Source organism: Streptomyces sp. NPDC096323 (assembly GCF_040302845.1).
Taxonomy (GTDB): domain Bacteria; phylum Actinomycetota; class Actinomycetes; order Streptomycetales; family Streptomycetaceae; genus Streptomyces.
Genome location: NZ_JBEOSI010000004.1, coordinates 635,311 through 657,132, shown reverse-complemented (window position 1 = coordinate 657,132; position 21,822 = coordinate 635,311). Strand labels below are relative to the sequence as shown.

Here is a 21,822-nt window from a genome sequence, read left to right as displayed (position 1 = left end):
CGTGGGACCGCGTCGGCTCAGGCGGCCTGTTGCCGCGGCCGGGCGAGGCCGTCGGGCCAGGTCAGGGTCAGTGCGCCCCAGGTGGTGCCGGCGCCGAAGGCGGTCAGCAGGACCTTGTCGCCGGGGTTCAGCCGGCCTTCGCGGACCGCGTCGTCCAGGGCCAGCGGGATCGACGCGGCGGCGGTGTTGCCGGTGTGGGCGATGTTCACGTAGGCCCGCTCCCGCACGACGCCGAGCTGATCGGCGACCGCCTGCAGGATGCGCACGTTGGCCTGGTGACCGACCAGGAGGTCCACCTCGTCGGTGGACCATCCGGTGCGGGCCAGGACGGTGTGGGACGACTCCGTCATCCGCAGCACGGCGTTCTTGAAGACCTCGCTGCCGCGCATCGTGAGGTAGTGCTCCTCGGGCGGCGCGGTGCTGTGGTGGCTGCGCTGGCGGGATCCCCCGGCGGGGATACGGATCAGATCGGCTTGCATGCCGTCGCTGGCCAGCTCCGTCTCCCGCAGGGCTCCCGGTTCGTCGGCCGTGCCCGCCCGCAGCACCACGGCACCCGCGCCGTCCGCGAAGATCGGGGCGGTGGTGCGGTCGTCGGGGTCGACGATGGTGGTGAACGCGTCGGCCCCGATCACCAGGACGTTGTCCGCCACCGCGGCGGCGATCAGCCCCGCGCCGGTGGCCAGGGCGTACAGGAATCCCGAGCAGACGGCCCCGACGTCGAAGGCCGGTACGGTGCCCAGGCCGAGCCCTGCGGCGACGGTCGGCCCCGTCGCCGGGCACGGATGGTCGGGTGTGGCGGTGGCGAGCACGACCGCTCCGATGTCCGGAGCGCCGGCCGAGTCCATCGCACGCCGCCCGGCGGCGATGGCGAGGTCGCTCGTCGCGGACCCCGGGGCGACGACCCGTCGCTCGACGATGCCGGTGCGGCTCCGGATCCACGCGTCGGAGGTGTCCATCCGGGCGGCGAGGTCGTCGTTGGTGACCACGTGCGGTGGCAGCGCGGACCCGAGGCCCGCGAGGACGGCGACCCGGGTTCTCATCGCACGATCACCGAGGCCCGGTCGGACTCGATCCGCATGTCCACGGACTCGTACTCGGCCTGTGCCCGGGCGATCGCCGCTTCGGGTGACATGAGCGCCGGCAGGTCGAAGATCCGCGCGATCTCCACCAGGCGTTCGGCCACACCGCCACCGACCACGTGCGCGGGTATGCCCAGTTCGGCGGCGACCTCCAGGAGCCGCTCGTCGGCCATGGAGCGGAAGCGCTCGTTGACCGGGCGGTGCCCGTCAGCGGCCAGGGCCAGCTCGTTGGGCAGGTGCACGAAGGCGTCGTACGTCTGCTTGACGTGCTGCTTGAAGGCGATACCGATCTGCCCCATCACCTCCTCGAACACACGGATCTCCGCAGTCCGCTCGACGGCCTCCAGCTCGCCCAGGTGCACCGAGTCGTTGGGGTTGATGCCGACGATGACGCGGACGGCGCCGTAGATCCACTCCTGCAGGGACGAGCCGTCGGAGATGAACGACCCTTCGAACCGGCTCTCGTGGACGGCACGGTCCACGTGCCGTCGCACGATCAGCTGGACCAGCTCGGCCGCCGTGCACTGCTCCAGGGTCTTTCCGGGCACGGCTTCGGGGAGCAGCTCCCGCATGGTGCGGGCACGGGTCCGCGGAATCCCCACGTAGTGCGCCAGCGCATACGAGGTGAGGGTCTTCCCCGACGAATAGGTTCCAGAAATTGCGATACGCATGAAGGGCTCCAGTTTCGAGGCAGCGGCAGCAGCCTGTGGAATTACTCGAGTGAAATCAGCGGCCAATTTTGCGACGGGGGATCCGTAAGCAGAACCCGCGTCAGCGGGGAAGCCGGTGTGCCACGGAACAGCGCACGGAGTTACCGGCCAGGCGGCCGACGATGTCGACGGCGCGCCACACCCCGTCGGGCCGTTCCAGCAGGGAGCTGTTCTCCAGCTGGACGCGCAGCGGGCTCTCGTAGCGGATGGGCTCAGGTGAGGCCGAGGCTGTCAGGACGGTGGTGCGCATCCACAGCGTGTTGCTGGCACCCCGGGAGATTCCGTCCGTCTCGTACATGAGGATCTGCCCCAGCTGGAGACTCGTCACAAAGGCGTCCACGAGACCGACGAAGGGCTGGTAGAGCCCCTCGGTTCCCTCCATGGGCAGCACGCTGCCCGGCCCCTGGGCGATGTCCACCACCGCATCGGCGCGGCCATGGGCCGCATCGACGGCGACCTTACGGATCATCTGCGCGCGGGAGGTGAACCCCGTGCCGTAGTAGCGCTCGTCCGCCGCACCGAGCAGCGCGTCCGGTGAGGCGTAGGAACTGGTCGTGTCCGGGGTCCTCGTGCGGTCATCTCCTGCCGGGTGCTGGACCTCGGTCCGTACCCGCATCCCACCGACCAGGGTCTCGGTGCGGGTCACGGTCTCGTCCACGGCATCGACGGCGACCGCGCCTCCCAGCACGGAGGTGCGCACGGGAAGCGCTGTCAGATCCTCGTCGGGCGAGGTGCCTGCCTTGATCCGTATCTGGACGGCCCGGCTCGCACGACGGTTCTCCGGTGACAGCGCCAGCGTGTGGACGAGTGCGGCCTCGCTCAGATTCACCCCGATGATCAGACCGTCGACCGTGCTCAGATGCGGACGCAGATCCCCGTGCTTGGCCTTGGCCGACCAGTCGACGGGATACCCGACGTCGAGCCGGCTCTCCAGTTCGACCCGCGCGTCCTTTACGGGAGTCACCTCGAGCGCACCGTACCGGTACGTCACGCGGCGGAACCCCTCACCGAAGAACCGCTTCTCGGCCGGCCCCAGATAATCGTCGACCGAATCGAGCAGGAATACCTTTTCAGGACCTCTTTGCAGCAAGGCCAACTCCTTTTCAGCGAGCCCCAGGAGGGCTGTCGCGGCCTGACCAGAAGCTAGCCCCGCACGAACGCGAAAAGAAGTGTCGCCTTATGCTGATACTCGCAGTACCACCCTGCGGACCACCAGCTCCTGGGCTTTCGGGAGAGGGCATCGACTGATTAGCGTCGACCTCGTTCACGGACACCGGATTCCAGATCCGCAGCAGGGGGGTACCACCATGTCCGACGTCAGCCTCGGCCCGTGGGCCGTGAGGGCCGAGTTCAGCCAGGAACAACTCGTCTCCAAGCTGGGCATCGAACTGGTCAGGTGCGAGCCCGGTCTGGTCATCGGCACCATGCCCGTCGACGGCAACCGCCAGCCGGCCGGCATCATCCACGGCGGAGCCAATGCCGTGCTGGCGGAGACCCTGGGCTCCGTGGCCGCGTTCCTGCACTCCGGGCCCGGCGGTCACGCGGTCGGCCTGGACCTGTCCTGCACGCATCACCGCTGGGTGGCGAGCGGACGCGTGAAAGGGGTGTGCCGCCCCCTGCACGAGGGATACGCCACCGCCACGTATGAGATCGCGATCAGTGACAGCTCGGGCAGACGCTCGTGCACCGCTCGCCTGACCTGTGCCATCAGCGCGGCACCCCGTCGCGGCCATGCGCTGCGCACGGCCTGAATCCGGACCGGTCGATCCCGCCTCCCCCCATCATCAAGAGAGGTCAACACCCCATGTGCCACAGCACTGACAGCAGGCCCCCCGCCCTCGCCGACCCCGGAAGTGTGGCCGACGCCGGGCTGGTGGAGCTGACCTCCCAGGACGGTACGGCGTTCACGGCCTTCCACGCCCAGCCGGGCGAGCCGAACGGCCGTGGTGTCGTGATCCTCCCGGACATCCGCGGTGTGCACGCCTACTACCAGGCGCTGGCCCAGCGGTTCGCCGAGGCCGGATTCGCCGCCGTCGTCGTCGACTACTACGGCCGCACCGCCGGACTGGGGGCGCGCGGCGACGACTTCGAGTGGGAGCCGCACTTCAAGCAGCTCGTCCCGGACCAGGTGGCCGAGGACGCCCGTGCGGCGGCCGACTTCCTGACCGGGCTGAACGCGGAGCTCACGCTGTTCTCCGTCGGTTTCTGCCTCGGCGGCGGCCACTCCTGGCGTCTTGCCGGCGCCGACCTGGGACTGGCCGGCTCCATCGGCTTCTACGGCCTGCCGGGTCTGGTCGAGGACCGGATCCAGGACATTTCCGCTCCCCTGCTCCTGCTGCTCGCCGGCGATGACGTCGCCACCACCCAGGAGGACTTCGCAGCCTTCCGCGGCAAGCTGGACGCTGCCGGAAAGACGTACGAGCACAAGGTCTACGACGGCGCCCCGCACTCCTTCTTCGATGGCGCTTCCCCGGAGTGGAAGGACATCAGCGCCGACGCCTGGCAGAGGGTGCTCGACTTCACCGCCCGCCACCCGCAGCCCGTCGCATGACCCGCGACATACGCGAGGAACAGCAGGGCAACCCGCGTTTCGCACGGGGGCAGGCCAAGCTGGAGGAGCTCGGGGACAAGGGCGACGCCATCTTCACTTCGCTCTCCGAGGTGGCGCCCGACATGGGCCGGTACGTGGGCGAGTTCGTCTTCGGCGATCTGTACGGGCGGCCCGGGCTCGACGACCGGCAACGGCAACTGGTGACGCTGTGCATGCTCGCGGCACTCGGCGACACCGAGCGGCAGTTCGCCTTCCACCTGGGACTCGGGCTGAACGCGGGGCTCACACCCCAGGAGGTCGTCGACTCCCTGGTGCACGGTCTGGCCTTCATCGGCTTCCCCCGCACCTTCAACGCACTCAACACAGCCAAGCACGTCTTCGCCGAGCGCGGCCTGCTGCCGGCGACCGGCTGACCCCTCGTCCCGGTCCGTACGATCCCGTCCCCCTGGGGATCGTACGGACCGGGCATCGTCATCCCACCCCGCGGAAGGCTGACTTCCTTGCGACAGACGGCACGGCGCCGGTCTGCGGCGTTCTTCGACGTCGACGGCACGCTGACCAACGTGACGAGCATGTTCCGGTTCCTGGAGTACCGGCTGGCGGCCGAAGGACACCCACCGTCGGTGTACCGGGACGAGCGGCAGCGGCTGTCGGCGATGACGGCGGCCGGAGTGCCCCGGACCGAGACCAACCGCGCCTATTTCGCCTCCTACGCAGGCGCCGGCGTACAGGCGGTGGACCGTCTCGCCGAGGACTGGTTCCAGGCCGAGTTGAGGTCGGGCGGCTTCTTCAACGAGCACGTGACAGCCGCGCTGCACGAGCATCGGCGCAGGGGCGACCTGATCGCCATGGTGTCGGGCTCGTTCCGCGCTTGCCTCGCCCCCATCGCCCGTCACCTCGATGTCGCCGTCGTGCTCTGTTCCGAGCCCGAGGTGGAAGGCGGCAGATACACGGGCCGATTGGACACCCCGCTGATCGGTACGGCCAAGGCTGAAGCCCTCCATGAGCTCACCGCGCTCCGCGCGCTCGACCTGGATGCTTCCGCCTCCTACGGGGACCACGTCTCGGACCTCCCCATGCTGCGGCTGACCGGCCGGGCGGTGGTCGTCGGTGACGACCCGGTCATGCGCGAGCACGCCGGCCGAAACGGCTGGGCGGTGTGGCCGCACACGCCGACGAACCTCCTCAGGACGTAGACGACGACAGGCGGCCGGCCAGTCCCTGTGGGAGTCGATCCTTCCCTCAGCTCCAACGGCGGGTGCAAGGAAGCCACCGGTGCCCGAACGCTCTCCGAAGCTTCCACCGAAGGACGTCAGTGTGCCGGCCGGCCGGCAGCCGCCCGGGCATCGGCGAACAGGAGGGTGGGCGCGGCGAGACCGGGTCAGTGCCTGGTGGCAGGATCCGAGGGTGCTGATCAAGGTCCCGGATCTGCCGGAGACAGCCCCGGCACGGATCGCCGCCGACCTGACCGCGGTCGGTGCGCCGCAGGAAACGGCCGCCACCGCGGCGGGGCACCTGCTTGCCCATCTGGAGAGAAGGTCCCGGCATGACTCCACGTGGGCCTCTCCCCTGAGCGGCAGCTGAACGTCGGGCCGACCCCGAGCCCACCCCGAAGACGGTGTGGCTGAAGCGCACGGGTTCTCCAGCACCCGGCGGCGCGGGCGTCCCGGATGGTGCACGAGATGTTGGCTGTGCCCGCCGCTGCCGGTGACGCTGAGCGGGACGCCGCCGGCATTCAACGGGCGCGGACGGATCCGCGCCGGCCCCGGTGTGACAGAAGGAGAATTCCATGAGGGTCATGCTGCGAGCCCAGCTCGACACCCAGCTCGCGAACGAGGCGGTCAAGAACGGCAGCCTGCAGAAGATCATGCAGTCCCTCGCGGAGCGCCTCAAGCCGGAGGCGGCGTACTTCGGGCCCAGCAAGGGCAAGCGGTGCTGCACCTTCGTCTTCGACATGCAGGACAGCTCGATGCTGCCCTCGATCGCCGAGCCGCTCTTCGAGAAGCTCGGCGCGGAGATCGAGGTCCAGCCGGTGATGAACACCGAGGACATGCAGAAGGGCCTCGCCGCACTTCAGCGGGGCTGAACCGGGCCGGACGGGGCGGCTCGGGCACTCCACCGGACCGCCGGCCGTCCGGGCTCTACGCGTCGGAGAGCAGCGGATCGTAGGGGGTCGACCGCTGACGGCCTGACATGAAGGACAGGAAGTCCCGGACGAAGGCGCTTCGGGAGTAGCGGCCTTCGGCATCCAGCACGGACCGTCCGAAGCCTCTCCTGAACAGGGCCCGGTACTCCTCGGCGTCGATGAACTGGTCGCCGTCCGCGTCGGTGGCATCGAAGAGGGTCTCGGCGACCCTGATCAGCGCCGGTCCCGCGAGGGACGGGACTGCGGCCACGTACTCCTCCTCGCTCACGCGACCGTCCCCGTCGCTGTCCAGGGCTGCCTGGAGTTCCCTCCACCACGCGGCGAAGGCGTCGTACAGGCGGGTCTCCTCCGGCTCGTCCAGGTCGAGACGGGAGCAGAGTTCCCGGGCCATGGCGGCAAGATCGGGCCAGTCCAGAGAGCCGTCCCCTGTCTGGTCCAGTACCTCGGTGAAGAACGCCCGGGCGCCTCTCTGGTTCCCGGCCCCGCCCTGATCGTCCGTAGCGGACCGTTGTGGTGGTACTGGTGCGATCAGCCGGAAGAGCGCGCCGGCCCGTTTCGCCCGGTCGCGCAGAGTGGTGAGGGTCTCGGCCCAGGGGCCGTCGCCGTCCGGTGACAGGTTGAGCAGACCGACGACGTTGTCCGCCTGGACCCAGTTGTCGGGCAGGGCCCTGGCCAGACGGGCCGCCATGTAGGCGCCCTGCATCAGCGTCTGCGCACCGGGGACCTCCGGCAGGCCTGCCCTGCGGCGGAAGACCTCGGGGAGGGACGCCACGGTGACGGTGCCGATGACCGGCCCGGCGAGCGCACGACCGGTCGCCCAGACTGTCGGCATGCGGGCGAACAGCGGCGGTGCCGGCAGATGCTCGAAGAGCCGGTAGAGGATGATGCGCAGCGCCTCCGTGTTCTGCAGTTCCTCCGCGACCATGCGGTCGTAGTACTGCCAGAACTCGGGAAGTGTGGGCGGCAGATGTCCTGCGCGGTCCCCCAACACCGCCAGGAACGCCTGGAATTCGGCGTAGAGCCGCTCCATGGTCTCTTGCTCCAGCGGCTGTCCGCTCAGCCGGCACATGGTGACCGAGCTTTCGAAGAGCGTCGCGACCACCCACGCCCGCACCTCGGGGTCCATCGCGTCGTAGGGCTGGTTCCTGGCGTCCGTGCCGCTCAGCCGTGCGTGCATACGGTTGAGCCGTGCCGCCTCCCTCCGCCGGACGTCTTCGTCGGCTCCGAACATGCGCTGCAGGCTCACGAGGGTGTTGCTCAGCCGTCGCCACGGGTGCACCACGAAGGAGGAGTTGTCGGCCAGCGCCGCGCCGATCTGCGGGTGGGCGGCTTCCAGCACGGTGGCTCTGACGACGGCCAGCGCCCAGCGGGGATCGTTGAAGAAGCGGTGGAACTGCGAACCGGGGCCGAACAAGGATCCGGCCGGTGGTTCGGTGGTCTGCCGGGCGTGGTCTTCGTACGGGATCCCGGTACCGGGCCCGGCCGGCGCGAAGTGGCTGTCGTCCGCGTTCTTCACCTTTGAGGTCCTCCCCTCGCTTGTGGTGCCACCCCGCCGAAGCGGCGGTCGCGGCGCCGGTATTCGTGCAGGCACTCCAGAAGGTGCGGGGCACGGAAGTCGGGCCAGAGCACCGGCGGAAAGATCCACTCGGCGTAGGCCACCTGCCAGAGCATGAAGTTGGAGATGCGCTGTTCACCGGACGTACGGATCACGAGGTCCACGTCCGGCGTGTCGGGGACCGGCAGATGCGCCGCGAAGCACGCCTGGTCGACGGCGTCGGCAGGCACTCCGGCACGGATGAGGGACCGTGCCGCGGCGACGATGTCCTGACGCCCTCCGTGGTCGAACGCCACGGTCAGCGTCATGCCCCGATTGGCCTCGGTGAGCGTCATCAGGTCGGCGAAGTCCCGGGCCAGAGGCTCCGGAATCCTCGGGTCCTCCGCTCCCAGGAGCCGGCACCGGATGCCACGTGCGTGCAGCAGCAAGGCGTGCTTGCGCACCACGCGGCGTACCAGACGCATGAGGAAGTCGATCTCCTCGTCCGGGCGCCGCCAGTTCTCGGTGGAGAAGGCGTACAGGCTGAGCCATTCGACCCCCGCGGACCGTGCCGCCTCGATGACATCGATCACCGTCGTCTCCGCCGCGCTGTGCCCGGACGTACGCGGAAGGGAGCGCTGCTGCGCCCAACGCCCGTTCCCGTCCATCACGCACGCGACGTGGCGGGGCACCGGCCGCTGCCGCTCCCCGCCCGGCGCGCGGCCATGCGGCTGCACCGGGACCGACGGTGAAATGGGGCCCTCCGGGGGCGGGCAGGCGCTGCCGAACGGCACCTCCCTCGCCTGCGCCTGTCCGGGCGGCCCTGCTGCACTGGATGTCATCGAAGCGCCCCCTCGACTCGAGTCGGCAGGCTGCACCGGGGCCGATCGTGCCTCCCGGCTGATCCTGACCTTCAGCACAGTGCCGGTGTCCGGCCCCCGGCGCGCCGTGATGCCGGTTTGTTCACCCGTAGCACGTCAGTCGGAGGGGCCCTGCCGGGGATCACGCGGTCGCTCAGAAGGGCCTCGCCGCACTTCAGCAGAGCTGAACCGGGTACTCCGTCCCCGCGACACTTCTTGATTGCTTCTTCATAGGTCCTTCATGGCTGCGCTTCTACCTTCGTCAACGCCGGGCGCAGTGGGTGGCCGGAGGTGGCTGTGAGGAGCACGCGGGAATGAGTGCGCGTCGAAGGTTCAAGGGGCGGCTGTGGCTGATGGGGGCGGCGTCATTCACGGCGCTGGCCCTGACGACGGGCTGCGGTGGTGACAGCGGTGGCGACGGCGAAGTCGCGTCGGCGGGCAGCACGAAGAGCTCCGCCACCACGTCCGCGGGCAGCACGAGTGAACTGGCCGAGTACGTCGACGCCCAGCGCAAGTGGGTGACGTGCCTGCGCGACGAGGGCCTCGACGCCCCCGACCCCGACGCCAAGGGAAAGGTCGATCTCGGCGACCAGTCGAAGTGGAAGCGCGACCCGGAGGCCCTGGCGGCGCAGGAGAAGTGCGCCGGCCTCAGCGTGGCCGTGCCGGACAGCGTCGAGAAGGCCCAGCAGCCCGAGCTGTCCGAGACCGAGATCCGCAAGAAGAAGCAGTACGCCACGTGCATGCAGGAGCACGGCGCGCCCGACTTCCCCGACACCGACGAGTCCGGGCACTTCCAGGACGTCACCTGGGACTCGGCGTCAGCAGGCGCGAAACGCGCGACACGGGCCTGCGCTTCCCTCCTCGGCATTCCGGACGACGCACCCGCGCCCAGAGGCTGACGGGTGGACGGGATGGATGAGCCGGAGCAGCAGCGCGCCACGGACGGCGGTGCCGCGGCCGGGCACGCGGCGGTAAGTGCGCCCGGGCGCGGACGCCGCCGGGGGACCGCCCTGGTCGCGGTGGGGGTTCTCCTGGTCGCCGCGGTCAGCACCGTCGGCGCCCTCGGACTCGGCGCCGGGCGGCACCGTGACGCTGGAGCTGCGGCGGGAGGGCGGCAATAGACGGTTTCCACGAACCGCGCGCCCCCGCCGTCCTTCTCCAGCTTGCGCCGCAGCGACTCGATCCCACCACGTCCCGGTCACTTACCGGAGGCATGTCGCCTGCCCGGCACCGGAACCGGGATTATCCGCTCCGGGGTATCAGATGTTCCAGTCCTCGCCCTCCGCACGGCCTGGGCCGTTCCGGGAATTCCCGGGGCGTCCCGGAAAATTCTCCGGCGCGGTGTCGAGATCCGCCGCCCCGCTCCGACGTCCCCTGTGAGAGTCGCCCACGAGGGGCGGCAGGGACACCACCGAGGAGCGGAACCATGAAGTACCTGGTGATGGTGCAGGGCTCACAGGCCGATTACGAGGCGATGCGCGGGAACGCGTCCGCCGGAAGTCCGGCCTGGAGCGAGAAGGACGTGCAGGCCATGTTCGATTTCATGGGCGCGGTCACCAACGATCTCGCCGAGTCGGGTGAACTCATCGACGCCCAGGGCCTGGTCGAACCGGCGAAGACCCGGCTCGTCACCGCGGGCGAGGACGGCCGCCCGGTGATCACGGACGGTCCGTACGGGGAGACGAAGGAGGTGCTCGCCGGGTACTGGGTCCTCGAATGCGAGAGCCTGGAGCGGGTCACCGAGGTCGCCGCGCGCGTCACCCGTTGCCCGGCGCCCGCGGGCGCGCCCGTCCGTCCGGTGGTCATCCGGGCCATCGACAGCGGCGGGGGCGATGTGTGAGCGGAGGCGGCGCGTGAGACGTACGACCGAGGTCGAGGACCTGCTGCGGCTGCATGCCCCGCAGGTCCTCGGCGCGCTCGTGCGGCGGTACGGGCACTTCGACCCGGCCGAGGACGCGGTGCAGGAGGCCCTGATCTCCGCCGCCCGGCAGTGGCCCGGGCAGGGGGTGCCGGACAACCCGCGCGGCTGGCTGATCAAGGTGGCCTCCCGGCGCCTCGTGGACCGGCTCCGCAGCGACGCCGCCCGGCGCGCGCGGGAGGAGGAGGCGGCCGCGCTCACGCCGCGGGACGCGTTCACCGCGCCGGCGCCCGACGCGTCCGTGCCGGGTGGCGACCGGGCGCCGTCCGAGGACGACACCCTCACCCTGCTCTTCCTGTGCTGCCATCCGGACCTGGCCCCGGCCGCGCAGGTCGCCCTGACGCTGCGGGCCGTCGGCGGACTGACCACGGCGGAGATCGCCCGGGCGCATCTGGTGCCGGAGGCGACGATGGCCCAGAGAATCAGCCGGGCGAAGCGGAGGATCCGGGGCGTCGCCTTCGTCCAGCCGGGTCCCGCCGACCGGGACAGGCGGCTCGCGGCTGTCCTCCAGGTGCTCTACCTGATCTTCAACGAGGGCTACACCGCGACCTCGGGGCGTTCCCTGCACCGCGCCGGGCTGGCCCGGGAGGCGATCCGGCTGACCCGTTCGGTCCGCCGGCTGCTACCCCGGGACGGCGCGGTGACCGGGCTCCTGGCGCTGATGCTGCTGACCGACGCCCGCCGCGCCGCCCGCACCGGACCGCACGGCGAGCTGATCCCGCTCGACGAGCAGGACCGCACCCGCTGGGACGGGGCGGCCGTCGCCGAGGGCCTCGCCCTGGTCGAGGAGGCACTGGGCGAGGGCCCGGCCGGGCCCTACCAGGTGCAGGCGGCCATCGCGGCCCTGCACGACGAGGCGGCGCGCGCCGAGGACACGGACTGGCCGCAGATCCTGGCGCTGTACGACGTCCTGGTACGGATCGCCCCCGAGCCGATGGCCGCGCTGAGCCGGGCGGTCGCCGTGGCCATGGTCCACGGGCCCCGGGCCGGTCTGGCCGAGGTCGACGTGCTCGCGGACCGGCTGGCGGGCCACCACCGCCTGGACGCCGTCCGCGCCCATCTGCTGGAGCGGGCGGGCGACACGGAGGCCGCCCGCGACGCCTACCGTTCGGCCGCCGCCAAGACGCTGAGCCTCCCGGAGGCCCGTTATCTGTACGGACGCGCGGACCGCCTCGACGGCTGACGGACGTAACGGACCGCCCCACGTCCCTCCCGAGGACCGCCCACGTCCCTCCCCGAGACGCCGAGGAAGCGACTAAAGCGGCACAGAACATCGGCAAACGGCTGCAAACAGTCGCACCGGCGGTGGTTTCACTGGCCGTCGCCCGTCCGGCTCGCAATCATCGGGTCCATGACCAACAGCCACCAGGGCCAGGACATCACCCTCCGGATCGCTCAGCAGCCGGAGGCGGACGAGCTTCTCGCACGCAGCCCGCTCGCCGCCCTCGTCGGCATGCTGCTGGACCAGCAGGTGCCGATGGAGTGGGCGTTCTCCGGTCCGTACGCACTGGCACAGCGGATGGGCGGGGACGACCTGGACGCCCATGAGATCGCCACGTACGACCCCGAGGCCTTCGTCGCCCTCTTCACCGACAAACCCGCTCTGCATCGCTACCCGGGTTCGATGGCCAAGCGGGTGCAGCAGCTGTGCCAGTACCTGGTGGCGCAGTACGACGGCGAGGCGAGCGCGGTGTGGACCGGCGCCACGACCGGCGCGGACCTGCGGAAACGGCTCAACGCCCTGCCCGGGTTCGGCACCCAGAAGGCGCAGATCTTCCTGGCACTGCTGGGCAAGCAGTTCGGGGTCCGCCCGCCGGGCTGGCGGGAGGCGGCAGGGCCGTACGGAGAAGCGGGATCGCACCGTTCGGTCGCCGACATCACCGGGCCCGAGTCGCTGGCCGAGGTACGCGCCTTCAAGCAGGAGGCCAAGCAGACCGCGAAGGCCGCGAAGGCGGCGGCCAAGAGCAGGTGAACCCCCCACCGGGTACCACCGCTCGCGCGCCCCCCGCTCCCGTTCGTCACGGCCTCAATTCCGGAATGGGCGCTCATATGCCTCCGCGGCCGGCAGCGCAGTCCCCCGCCATGGCTGCGCCCGGAGGCCCTTGACCGGTAGGCTTTCCGTGTGATCTTCAAGCGCATCGGAAATGGACAGCCCTATCCCGACCACGGCCGGGAAAGCACCCGGCAGTGGGCGGATGTCGCGCCGCGCCCGGTCCGCCTCGACCAGCTCGTCACCACGAAGGGCCAGCTGGACCTCGAAACGCTCCTTGCCGAGGACTCCACGTTCTACGGCGACCTGTTCGCGCACGTCGTGAAGTGGCAGGGCGACCTCTATCTGGAGGACGGACTGCACCGCGCGGTCCGCGCCGCGCTCCAGCAGCGCCAGGTCCTGCACGCCCGCGTGCTCGACCTCGGCTGAGGCACCCCACCTGTCACGACGGGTTGGGCCGGGTGCCGGCAAGGGTCGTTCGGGTGCTTTCGCACTCGGACGGGTGCGATCCGTCGATCATCAAATAGTCATCATCACCAGGTCGCACTACGCTGCGCCCATGAGCATGCTCACTCCCCCCGGCATGGGCGGAAAGTACCGCATCACGGGTGACAAGTACCCGCGCATGCGGCGCCCCCGCCGCCGCAGCAAACTGGTCCTCGCGGCCATCGCCTCCGTGGTCGCCCTCGGGCTCGCCGGATGGGGCACGCTGCAGCTCATCGATGTCTTCACGGGTGGCGACAGGCAGGCCAGTGCCGCCGACCGCAAGGCGGACTGCCCGAGCGCCAAGCCGTCCGCGCCCGCGAAGGTCCTGCCGAAGCCCGCGAAGATCACGGTCAACGTCTACAACGCGACCCCGCGTGGCGGACTGGCCAAGGCGGCGGCCGACGAGCTGAAGAAGCGCGGCTTCACCATCGGCAAGGTGGGCAACGCCACCGCCGCGTACGACAAGAAGGTCCCCGGGACCGGTCTGCTGCTGGGCGCCCCGGCCGCGGTCAACGGCACGTTCCCCGTGCTCGGCACGCAGTTGCCGGGTGCGGTGACGAAGACCGACGCGCGCAGGAGCGGGGACGTCGATCTGATCATCGGTACGAAGTTCAAGGCGTTCAGCACTCCACAGGCGGCCGCCACCGCGCTGACCGCCCTGACGAAGCCGGCCCCCGCACCGTCCTCCTGCTGAGGACCGAGCGCGGCGGACGACGGATCACTGCGGCCGGGACGCTCCCGGAGCGCCCGGATACGGAAACACGACGGCCGGGGCGCTTCCGGAGCGCCCCGGCCGTCGCCGTCCCACGTGCTGCTGACCGCTATACGGCGGTGCCGTACATCCGGTCCCCGGCGTCGCCGAGGCCCGGCACGATGTAGCCGTTCTCGTTGAGCCGCTCGTCAACCGAGGCGGTGACCACGGTGACCGGCGTCCCCGCCAGCTCGCGCTCCATCACCTCGACGCCCTCGGGCGCCGCGAGCAGCACGACCGCGGTGACGTCGTCCGCACCGCGCTTGATCAGCTCCTGGATGGCCGCGACCAGCGTGCCGCCTGTGGCGAGCATCGGGTCCAGTACGTACACCTGGCGGCCCGAGAGGTCCTCCGGCATGCGGGTCGCGTACGTGGACGCCTGGAGCGTCTCCTCGTCGCGGATCATGCCCAGGAAGCCCACCTCGGCGGTCGGCAGCAGCCGCACCATGCCGTCGAGCATGCCGAGGCCGGCCCGCAGGATCGGCACGACCAGGGGCCGCGGGTGCGACAGCTTCACGCCGGTGGTGGCTGTCACCGGGGTCTCGATGTCGACCTGTTCGGTGCGCACATCGCGGGTGGCCTCGTACGCGAGCAGGGTGACCAGCTCGTCGGCGAGGCGCCGGAAGGTCGGGGAGTCGGTGCGCTTGTCGCGCAGGGTGGTGAGTTTGTGCGCGACCAGCGGGTGGTCGACGACGTGGATCCGCATGGCACCAACAGTAACCGCGCGGCCCGTACCCGTGCGCTGGCATCAACCGCACGTTCGGAGGGAAGGTGGGGGCATACGGACCCAGCCTTGGGGTGATGAGCCGATGCCGGACGGGGCGAAGCAGCAGCGGGACGGCCCGGACCCGCAAGGCGCGCAGGACGCGCCGGAGACCGACGCGCAGCGACGCAGGCGGCGCGCCCAGTTCCTCCGCGAGCTTCACGAGGCCAAGGCGCTCCGCGACCGGGTCCAGCCGCGCCGGGTCAAAGCCGCCAGAATGCGCCAGGCCATGCGGATGCGGACGTTCCGCTGGTAGGCGTCCGGCTGCCGGAGAAACCCCCAGGTGGCGGCGTCGGAGAGAACTGATGGCCGACGCAACGGCGGAACTGCTCTCGCGGAGCCCTTGTTTCTGCCACGATTCCGATGGGCGGGACGCAGGGCAGCCGGAGCACCGGCTGCTTCCCGCCGGACCGACACACCCAGGGTCTTTCGTTGGGATCGGACCCCGCTGCCCGATCCGGCCTGATCCGAACGAGAGCCTCTCAGACCAGTGGGAGAGTCACGGTGTACTTCGCCGCACTGCTCGCGCGCACCGAAGACGGGTGGGAAGCGAGCGACACGGAGCTGGACGATGTGGAGACCCTGTCCGACCTGACGGATCTGGCCCGTGACGCCTCGATGGACGAGGACACGGTGCTGGTCTTCATCGAGCAGGAGGACGCCTGGTTCGGCGTCGTCCGGGTGGACGGTGAGGAGGACCCGCGCATCTTCGTCTCCAACGCCTCCGCCGCCGCCCGCTCCTCGTACGGGGAGATCCTGCTCACCGATGAACTGCTCGGCCGCGAACCCGAGGCCGAGGACTCGATCGCCGCCCTCGAGGAACTCGTCGGCCTCGACGGTACGGAGGACGACGAACCCGCAACCCCCGGCCATTCCGGCACCGACACCGACCACGCCACCGACGACGATGACGACGAGGGGCCGGACGCCGACGCCGTGCCGGCCGGTCCGCTCGGCGATACCGGGTTGCTGTCCGACCTCGGGCTGCCCGAGGCGGAACTGCTGATGCTGCGGACGGACGCCCTGGCGGAGATCGCGGACGCGCTGGGAGCGGCCGAGGTCCTGGAGACCGTCCGTTAGGGTCCGCGGGTGACCGAAGCACCGCACCCGCACGACCCGTCCCCGGCGCAGTACCCCTTGCACGATCCCGTACGGGACCCGTGGCGGGCGCCCATGCGCCGCGCCCTGGACGAGGCCGCCCGGGCGGCGGCGGCCGGCGATGTGCCGGTCGGCGCCGTCGTCCTCGCCCCGGACGGCGCCCTGCTCGCCACGGGCCACAACGAACGCGAGGCGACCGGTGACCCGACCGCGCACGCCGAGGTCCTCGCCCTGCGCCGGGCCGCCGCCGCCCTCGGTGCGTGGCGACTGTCCGGATGCACCCTCGTCGTCACCCTGGAGCCCTGCACCATGTGCGCGGGCGCCCTGGTGCAGTCCCGCGTGGGCCGGGTCGTCTACGGCGCCCGGGACGAGAAGGCCGGAGCGGCCGGCTCGCTCTGGGACGTCGTACGGGACCGCCGGCTCAACCACCGCCCCGAGGTGATCCACGGGGTCCTGGAGACGGACTGCGCGGCGCTGCTGACGGCCTTCTTCCGCGACCGCTGACCTGCACCCGCCGCACCGCCGTCGTCGTGCGGGGAATCGGATTTCGACGGACGGCCGAGATGGTCTAAGCTCTCTCTCGGTAGCGTGTCCGAGCGGCCGAAGGAGCTCGCCTCGAAAGCGAGTGTGGGGAAACTCACCGAGGGTTCAAATCCCTCCGCTACCGCTCTTGTGAAGGGCCCGACGCACAGCGTCGGGCCCTTCGAGTTTTCCGCCCGCACCGGTGACGCCCGTTCGGTTGCGCCCGGCCGGGATGCTGTGGGTACGACAGTGGCCCCGGGGTCCGACGGGAGTCGGTCTCCGGGGCCAGGGCCTTGGATGCGGGTCGGGGGAGGCGGCATCGGGGGGACAAGCCGCCTCCCCCGGTGAGAACAGGACCTGCCGGTCCTTGCCGCGGCCGGGGGGGTGGCCGCGGCGGGGACCCCACAGTGAGGTCCTGTTCCTCGCCCCTCGGATTCCTGCCGAATCCGCCGGGCTCGTCTCCCATCCTGTCGTATCGCAGAAGCCGCGCGGGCGGCCAAAGGGCCCAGATCGCCGGGTCCTTGGTCCCTAAAGACCGCATGAGTGATCGGAAACAACAGGCGGATACGGCCATACGTGCGGATAGACTCGCCCGACCGCACAGGGGATCGAAGGGGAGTCAGGGGCTGATGGTGCAAGCGAAGAAGATCGCTCTCTACGTGATAGTCGTCTTCGTGCTCTACACGATCATCACGTCCCCCGCCAGGGCCGCGGACCTCGTCCAGGTAGGGTTCGAGGGCGTTTCGGACGCCGCACAGGGCGTCGGCGACTTCATGTCCGAGCTCGTGAAGTAGGAGTACCCCCCATGATCCGCCATCTGGTCCTGTTCAAGCTGAACGACGGCGTCGAGCGGGACGATCCGCGGGTCGTCGCGGGCGCCGAGGCCTTCAGGGCACTGGGGGACGAGGTGCCCGGTCTGGAGTTCTGGGAATGCGCCTGGAACATCACCGACCGGCCGATCGCCTACGACTTCGCCATCAACTCGGCCGTCGCCGACGAGGCCGCGCTGAAGAGCTACATCGAGCATCCGGCCCACCAGGCGGCTGCCGCGCGGTGGCGTGAATTCGCCACCTGGGTGATCGCTGACTACCCGTTCTGACGCCTTCGGCCCTGCGAGCCCCTCACCATGGCGGTGAGGGGCTTTCTTTGTGTTTAAACCGATTCGAGGTCAACACGGCGCTATGGGGTGCTTGCACATAGTGGACATGTCTTGTGATGCTATGACCGCTTTTGACGGATGAGTTGACCGAAGTTGACCGCGAAGGGGTGGCGTCACCGTGCCGGCCAGTACAGCGCCTCAAGTGCCTCCCCAGACCGTCCAGGCGGCCCAGCCGATCCAGGCCGGCCAGCCGATCCAGGCGGGTCAGACGATCCGGACGGCCCAGACCGCCCAGACCGCCCCGCCGGGCCAGACGGTTCATACGATCCAGACCGAGACGCCCGACGACACCGTCACGCCCGCCAGGACCCGGGGCGCCGACACCAGGGCGCTCACCCAGGTCCTCTTCGGCCGGCTCCAGGGGCTGGAGCCGGGCACCGCGGAGCACGGGCGGGTCCGGGCGGCGCTGATCGAGGCGAACCTGCCCCTCGTGCGGTACGCCGCCGCGCGGTTCCGCAGCCGCAACGAGCCGATGGAGGACGTCGTCCAGGTCGGCACGATCGGCCTGATCAACGCCATCGACCGGTTCGACCCCGAACGCGGGGTCCAGTTCCCCACCTTCGCGATGCCGACCGTCGTCGGTGAGATCAAGCGGTACTTCCGGGACAACGTGCGCACCGTCCACGTACCGCGCCGGCTGCACGAGCTCTGGGTCCAGGTCACCGGCGCCACCGAGGACCTGACGACGGCCCACGGCCGCTCCCCCACCACCGCGGAGATCGCCGCGCGGCTGAAGATCTCCGAGGACGAGGTGCTGGCCTGCATCGAGGCGGGCCGCTCGTACCACGCGACCTCACTGGAGGCCGCCCAGGAGGGCGACGGGCTGCCCGGCCTGCTGGACCGGCTCGGCTACGAGGACCCGGCCCTGGCAGGCGTCGAGCACCGCGACCTGGTCCGGCATCTGCTCGTACAACTGCCCGAACGCGAGCAGCGGATCCTGCTGCTGCGCTACTACAGCAATCTGACGCAGTCCCAGATCAGCGCCGAACTCGGAGTCTCCCAGATGCATGTGTCAAGACTCCTGGCCCGAAGTTTCGCCCGACTTCGGTCCGCAAACAGGATCGAAGCGTAGCTGGATCGGGTAGACCGGCCCTGGAGCATTCTGCGCGGGCCAAAAGCCGCACACCCCTTGTTAACTGGGCGTACACCCCCAGAACTTGTCGACAAGTCACTACAGCGTGTTGCCGACATGTGACATTCTGCGGGAACCGCGTTTGCCGCAGCCTCCCCTCCGGTATTCAGGTGGAGGCAGCGTTCCTCCGATGGTCGCGGCCACCGCGACCGTCCGCGACCTCAAGGGGGTGGCATGTCCGCAGAACAGGGCAGCTCGAAGGTGCTCACGCTCACGAAGAGCGCACCCGCACCCGTTGTGCTCACCAGCTCGTCGGAAGCCATCGACACCCGCACGCTGTCCCGCTCCCTGTTCCTGCGGCTCGCCGCGCTGGGTCCCGCACCGGGTCCCGACGGAACGGACACTCCGGAGCGCGCCTATGTGCGGGACACACTCATCGAGCTCAACCTGCCGCTGGTGCGTTATGCCGCGGCACGGTTCCGCAGCCGCAACGAACCCATGGAGGACATCGTCCAGGTCGGCACGATCGGCCTGATCAAGGCGATCGACCGGTTCGACTGCGAACGCGGAGTGGAGTTCCCCACGTTCGCGATGCCGACCGTCGTCGGTGAGATCAAGCGCTTCTTCCGCGACACCTCGTGGTCGGTGCGGGTGCCTCGCCGGCTCCAGGAGCTGCGGCTCGCCCTCACCAAGACGAGTGACGAGCTCGCGCAGAAGCTCGACCGCTCGCCGACCGTCCCGGAGCTGGCCAAGGCGCTCGGGGTCTCCGAGGAGGACGTCGTCGACGGCCTCGCCGTCGGCAACGCCTACACGGCCTCCTCGCTGGACTCGCCCTCGCCCGAGGACGACGGCGGAGAAGGCTCGCTGGCCGACCGGCTGGGCTACGAGGACGCGGCACTGGAGGGCGTCGAGTACCGCGAGTCGCTCAAGCCGCTGCTGGCCAAGCTCCCGCCGCGCGAACGGCAGATCATCATGCTGCGGTTCTTCGCCAACATGACCCAGTCGCAGATCGGCGAGGAGGTCGGCATCTCGCAGATGCACGTCTCGCGGCTGCTGACCCGCACGCTCGCCCAGCTCAGGGAGGGGCTCGTCGCCGACTGACCCGGAACCTCGCTCCCGAGGGTTCCGAATTGACTGACCGTCAGACACACTGTCGCGATGCGACGCCAGACGTTCGGCCGGCACGGCCGCCGGGGCACAGCGCTCGCCGCCTCGGCGGCCGTGCTGTGTCTGGGCGGGGTCCTGACAGGCTGTGGAGGCGGGGCGGGCGACGGCGACGGCTACACGGCGGTCGGCGCGGCCGGGGCGGGCCCGGGGAAGTCACCCTCCGGCGCGGTGGCTCCTTCCGGGAAGGTGACGCTGATCCCGCTGGACGGGGCCCGTGACGGGAGCGGGGCGGGGAAGCCTTCGGGCGGGAATGGTGCGGCGGAGCTTTCGGGCGCCTCGCCGTCGCCCGGATCCTCTGTCGGCGCCCCGGCGCGGGACGGCGATACGGGAGCTTCCGGCGGTGCCGGTACGGAAACGGCGCGCCCCGGTGCGTCCGGCGGGACCGGTACGGAAACGGCGCGCCCCGGTGCGTCCGGGGGCCCGACACAGACCTCGGGGGCGTCGGGCGGCCCGGCGGCGAGCGGCACACCACCAAACGGCTCCGGCCCGTCGGACAACTCCACCGGGTCCACAGGAACCGCCGGCCCCACGCCCCCGCCCGCCCCCGCCGTCATCCAGGTCGGCGCCCCCATGCGTGCGGCGGCCGACGAGCGGTGGTGCGAGGAGGTGACCGTGGAGTTCCGCAACACCGGCGGCTCACCGGCGCGCTCGGGCACCGTCACCTTCGCCACGCACATCATCGGCGGGCTGGGGATCGACTGGGCGACCCGGGAATCGACAGCGCCGCTGCCCGTGCCGATCGGCGCGGGAGCGGCGCGGAAGAAGACGTACACCGTCTGTGTGGACGCCTGGCGGGTGCCCCTGGGCATGCGGATCGAGACCCGGGACGTGACCGCCGTCTGGAAGTGACGGGGGACTGCGAAGCGGCCGGAGGCCGGTCAGCCGAGCGCGAGCCAGGCGACCGCGCCGAGCACGACGATCACGGCGACGATGCCGACGATCAGCCCGGTCCTCGGTCCGGAGGACACGGCGGCGGGCTGCTGCCGGCGCTGCGGCTCGCCCTCGTCGACGAAGGCGCGGAACATCTGGGTGTTGCCTGCCGGGTCGCTGTTGCCCTCGGGACCCTGCGGAGCGTGGGGATTGTGTGCCATGTCGCAGGACCCTAGCGAACTCGGCGCAACCGCCCAACCCCCGGGCGGTGAAGGCGCCGGGCCATAACCGGGGAACCGGTGAAGGAGGAGTGAGGAGGAGCAAGGGGGGAACACGGAAGACCCCGGCCCTCCGTACGTCGTACGGGCCAGTCGGCACGAGCGGCGCCGTCGCTCCGGATCCAGCCCGCGAAGCGCCTCACACGTGGCGCACGACACATCCGTCACCCATATACCGCGCACGCTGGGCGTTTGACCCGCACCCTACGCAGCCTTTTGTTTTCCTTTACTTCTGCAAGCCCCTTTTCGTTTGCCTGCAGCAACCAACAGCTTCTATGGTTGCCCTAAGCAACAAGATGACCGGTGAGATGTCTGGGGGTCCCGTGGCCGCGCGGAGTCAGTACGAAGAACTGGCCCGGCAGCTCAGCGCGGTCGGCGCCGTCAAACGGGGCCTCGCCCGCATCCTCCCCGCCGAATGCCCCGCCGGCTCGGCGGCCGTACTGGCTCTGCTGAGCCAGCACGGTGAGATGCGGATCAGCAGACTGGCCGAGCTCCTCGCCGTCGACATGTCGGTGACCAGCCGGCACGTCGCCCACGTGGCGGAACGCGGCTGGATCGAGCGGTCCCCGGACCCGGCGGACAAGCGCTCCCGCATCCTGCGGCTGACGCCCGCGGGCGAGGGAGTGCTGCGTGAGCTGAACTGCCGGACGACCGAAATGTTCGCCCACCACCTTCAGGACTGGTCCGACGAAGAGGTCGGACAGCTCAACACGTTGCTGGCCCGGCTGCGCGACAGCTTCTCCTGTCGCGGCTCCGGCGGGTGTGCCCCGGGGAAGCACAGCGGCGACTGCCGCTCCCGGCCCACCGACAGCCACGACGGCTCGTACACCCGTACACCCGTGTAACAGAAGCAAAGACAAGGATTTAA

Annotated in this window: 28 protein-coding genes and 1 tRNA gene; 22 read left to right on the top strand and 7 right to left on the bottom strand. The window is 70.4% G+C overall.

Features of this window, described 5'->3' with window-relative positions:
• Positions 1 to 17 precede the first annotated feature (17 nt).
• The 3 genes from ABTX18_RS14360 to ABTX18_RS14350 form a co-directional block, all read right to left on the bottom strand.
• Entirely contained in the window at positions 18 to 1,040 is a 1,023-nt protein-coding gene (locus tag ABTX18_RS14360) for a beta-ketoacyl-ACP synthase III (protein ID WP_352123011.1), read from the bottom strand.
• On the bottom strand, positions 1,037 to 1,750 hold the full coding sequence (locus ABTX18_RS14355) for an AAA family ATPase (RefSeq protein WP_352123010.1): 714 nt from the start codon (positions 1,748 to 1,750) through the stop codon (positions 1,037 to 1,039). Before ABTX18_RS14355 ends, ABTX18_RS14360 begins: the two co-directional genes overlap by 4 nt.
• Before the next feature lie 100 nt (positions 1,751 to 1,850).
• Positions 1,851 to 2,879 (bottom strand): AvrD family protein, encoded by a 1,029-nt coding sequence (locus tag ABTX18_RS14350; protein ID WP_352123009.1) that lies wholly within the window; start codon positions 2,877 to 2,879, stop codon positions 1,851 to 1,853.
• A 217-nt stretch (positions 2,880 to 3,096) separates the two neighbouring features.
• On the opposite strand from ABTX18_RS14350, the gene ABTX18_RS14345 reads away from it, so the two are divergent.
• The 6 genes from ABTX18_RS14345 (at position 3,097) to ABTX18_RS14320 (ending at position 6,426) form a co-directional block, all read left to right on the top strand.
• A complete protein-coding gene (locus ABTX18_RS14345; RefSeq protein ID WP_352123008.1) occupies positions 3,097 to 3,540 on the top strand; it encodes a hotdog fold thioesterase in 444 nt (147 codons plus the stop codon).
• A 53-nt stretch (positions 3,541 to 3,593) separates the two neighbouring features.
• Positions 3,594 to 4,340, top strand: a complete 747-nt coding sequence (locus ABTX18_RS14340) for a dienelactone hydrolase family protein (protein WP_352123007.1) — start codon at positions 3,594 to 3,596, stop codon at positions 4,338 to 4,340.
• A complete protein-coding gene (locus ABTX18_RS14335) occupies positions 4,337 to 4,753 on the top strand; it encodes a carboxymuconolactone decarboxylase family protein (RefSeq protein WP_352123006.1) in 417 nt (138 codons plus the stop codon). The genes ABTX18_RS14340 and ABTX18_RS14335 overlap by 4 nt, the downstream gene beginning before the upstream one ends.
• Before the next feature lie 87 nt (positions 4,754 to 4,840).
• Positions 4,841 to 5,536: an HAD family hydrolase gene (locus ABTX18_RS14330; RefSeq protein ID WP_352123005.1), complete on the top strand. Its 696-nt coding sequence runs from the start codon at positions 4,841 to 4,843 to the stop codon at positions 5,534 to 5,536.
• 211 nt (positions 5,537 to 5,747) lie between these two features.
• The gene (locus ABTX18_RS14325; protein ID WP_352123004.1) at positions 5,748 to 5,924 is read left to right on the top strand and encodes a hypothetical protein; all 177 of its coding nucleotides are present in this window, start codon (positions 5,748 to 5,750) and stop codon (positions 5,922 to 5,924) included.
• A 205-nt stretch (positions 5,925 to 6,129) separates the two neighbouring features.
• Positions 6,130 to 6,426 (top strand): DUF3303 family protein, encoded by a 297-nt coding sequence (locus ABTX18_RS14320; RefSeq protein ID WP_352123003.1) that lies wholly within the window; start codon positions 6,130 to 6,132, stop codon positions 6,424 to 6,426.
• 55 nt (positions 6,427 to 6,481) lie between these two features.
• Here the strand turns inward: ABTX18_RS14320 and ABTX18_RS14315 are convergent, their stop codons facing one another.
• Entirely contained in the window at positions 6,482 to 7,951 is a 1,470-nt protein-coding gene (locus ABTX18_RS14315) for an oxygenase MpaB family protein (protein ID WP_352123099.1), read from the bottom strand.
• A 47-nt stretch (positions 7,952 to 7,998) separates the two neighbouring features.
• The gene (uppS, locus tag ABTX18_RS14310) at positions 7,999 to 8,757 is read right to left on the bottom strand and encodes a polyprenyl diphosphate synthase (protein WP_503061151.1); all 759 of its coding nucleotides are present in this window, start codon (positions 8,755 to 8,757) and stop codon (positions 7,999 to 8,001) included.
• 437 nt (positions 8,758 to 9,194) lie between these two features.
• On the opposite strand from uppS, the gene ABTX18_RS14305 reads away from it, so the two are divergent.
• The 6 genes from ABTX18_RS14305 (at position 9,195) to ABTX18_RS14280 (ending at position 13,968) form a co-directional block, all read left to right on the top strand.
• The gene (locus ABTX18_RS14305; protein WP_352123001.1) at positions 9,195 to 9,779 is read left to right on the top strand and encodes a hypothetical protein; all 585 of its coding nucleotides are present in this window, start codon (positions 9,195 to 9,197) and stop codon (positions 9,777 to 9,779) included.
• A gap of 527 nt (positions 9,780 to 10,306) precedes the next feature.
• Positions 10,307 to 10,720, top strand: a complete 414-nt coding sequence (locus ABTX18_RS14300; protein ID WP_352123000.1) for a YciI family protein — start codon at positions 10,307 to 10,309, stop codon at positions 10,718 to 10,720.
• A gap of 13 nt (positions 10,721 to 10,733) precedes the next feature.
• On the top strand, positions 10,734 to 11,981 hold the full coding sequence (locus ABTX18_RS14295) for an RNA polymerase sigma factor (protein WP_352122999.1): 1,248 nt from the start codon (positions 10,734 to 10,736) through the stop codon (positions 11,979 to 11,981).
• A 168-nt stretch (positions 11,982 to 12,149) separates the two neighbouring features.
• Positions 12,150 to 12,770 (top strand): HhH-GPD-type base excision DNA repair protein, encoded by a 621-nt coding sequence (locus ABTX18_RS14290; RefSeq protein WP_352122998.1) that lies wholly within the window; start codon positions 12,150 to 12,152, stop codon positions 12,768 to 12,770.
• Positions 12,771 to 12,920: 150 nt separating this feature from the next.
• Positions 12,921 to 13,217: a type II toxin-antitoxin system VapB family antitoxin gene (locus ABTX18_RS14285; RefSeq protein WP_136329698.1), complete on the top strand. Its 297-nt coding sequence runs from the start codon at positions 12,921 to 12,923 to the stop codon at positions 13,215 to 13,217.
• 154 nt (positions 13,218 to 13,371) lie between these two features.
• Complete coding sequence (locus ABTX18_RS14280; RefSeq protein ID WP_352123098.1) at positions 13,372 to 13,968, top strand: LytR C-terminal domain-containing protein; 597 nt, start codon at positions 13,372 to 13,374, stop codon at positions 13,966 to 13,968.
• Positions 13,969 to 14,095: 127 nt separating this feature from the next.
• On the opposite strand, the gene upp is transcribed toward ABTX18_RS14280, so the two are convergent.
• The gene (gene upp / locus ABTX18_RS14275) at positions 14,096 to 14,731 is read right to left on the bottom strand and encodes a uracil phosphoribosyltransferase (RefSeq protein WP_352122997.1); all 636 of its coding nucleotides are present in this window, start codon (positions 14,729 to 14,731) and stop codon (positions 14,096 to 14,098) included.
• Positions 14,732 to 14,834: 103 nt separating this feature from the next.
• Between upp and ABTX18_RS14270 the strand changes: the two genes are divergently transcribed.
• The 9 genes from ABTX18_RS14270 to ABTX18_RS14230 all read left to right on the top strand — a co-directional run bounded on the left by ABTX18_RS14270 (position 14,835) and on the right by ABTX18_RS14230 (position 20,655).
• The gene (locus ABTX18_RS14270) at positions 14,835 to 15,044 is read left to right on the top strand and encodes a hypothetical protein (RefSeq protein WP_352122996.1); all 210 of its coding nucleotides are present in this window, start codon (positions 14,835 to 14,837) and stop codon (positions 15,042 to 15,044) included.
• A 248-nt stretch (positions 15,045 to 15,292) separates the two neighbouring features.
• Positions 15,293 to 15,868 (top strand): tRNA adenosine deaminase-associated protein, encoded by a 576-nt coding sequence (locus ABTX18_RS14265; RefSeq protein WP_352122995.1) that lies wholly within the window; start codon positions 15,293 to 15,295, stop codon positions 15,866 to 15,868.
• Positions 15,869 to 15,877: 9 nt separating this feature from the next.
• Positions 15,878 to 16,390: a tRNA adenosine(34) deaminase TadA gene (gene tadA, locus ABTX18_RS14260; protein ID WP_503061138.1), complete on the top strand. Its 513-nt coding sequence runs from the start codon at positions 15,878 to 15,880 to the stop codon at positions 16,388 to 16,390.
• A 78-nt stretch (positions 16,391 to 16,468) separates the two neighbouring features.
• Positions 16,469 to 16,553 (top strand) — tRNA-Ser (locus ABTX18_RS14255).
• A 484-nt stretch (positions 16,554 to 17,037) separates the two neighbouring features.
• On the top strand, positions 17,038 to 17,202 hold the full coding sequence (locus ABTX18_RS14250; RefSeq protein ID WP_168713694.1) for a hypothetical protein: 165 nt from the start codon (positions 17,038 to 17,040) through the stop codon (positions 17,200 to 17,202).
• Positions 17,203 to 17,213: 11 nt separating this feature from the next.
• Complete coding sequence (locus tag ABTX18_RS14245) at positions 17,214 to 17,507, top strand: Dabb family protein (protein WP_352122994.1); 294 nt, start codon at positions 17,214 to 17,216, stop codon at positions 17,505 to 17,507.
• 271 nt (positions 17,508 to 17,778) lie between these two features.
• Positions 17,779 to 18,639, top strand: a complete 861-nt coding sequence (locus tag ABTX18_RS14240) for an RNA polymerase sigma factor SigF (RefSeq protein ID WP_503061150.1) — start codon at positions 17,779 to 17,781, stop codon at positions 18,637 to 18,639.
• A 234-nt stretch (positions 18,640 to 18,873) separates the two neighbouring features.
• On the top strand, positions 18,874 to 19,740 hold the full coding sequence (locus tag ABTX18_RS14235; RefSeq protein WP_352122992.1) for an RNA polymerase sigma factor SigF: 867 nt from the start codon (positions 18,874 to 18,876) through the stop codon (positions 19,738 to 19,740).
• A gap of 57 nt (positions 19,741 to 19,797) precedes the next feature.
• Positions 19,798 to 20,655, top strand: coding sequence for a hypothetical protein (locus ABTX18_RS14230; RefSeq protein WP_352122991.1), 858 nt, complete (start codon positions 19,798 to 19,800; stop codon positions 20,653 to 20,655).
• Positions 20,656 to 20,684: 29 nt separating this feature from the next.
• Here ABTX18_RS14230 and ABTX18_RS14225 read toward each other — a convergent pair whose 3' ends face one another.
• Positions 20,685 to 20,897 carry a hypothetical protein gene (locus ABTX18_RS14225; RefSeq protein WP_136329691.1) on the bottom strand — a complete coding sequence of 71 codons (213 nt, stop codon included), beginning with the start codon at positions 20,895 to 20,897 and terminating at the stop codon, positions 20,685 to 20,687.
• Between the two features lie 380 nt (positions 20,898 to 21,277).
• Here ABTX18_RS14225 and ABTX18_RS14220 point away from each other — a divergent pair, with 380 nt between their 5' ends.
• Positions 21,278 to 21,799: a MarR family winged helix-turn-helix transcriptional regulator gene (locus ABTX18_RS14220; protein WP_352123097.1), complete on the top strand. Its 522-nt coding sequence runs from the start codon at positions 21,278 to 21,280 to the stop codon at positions 21,797 to 21,799.
• Positions 21,800 to 21,822: the final 23 nt, after the last annotated feature.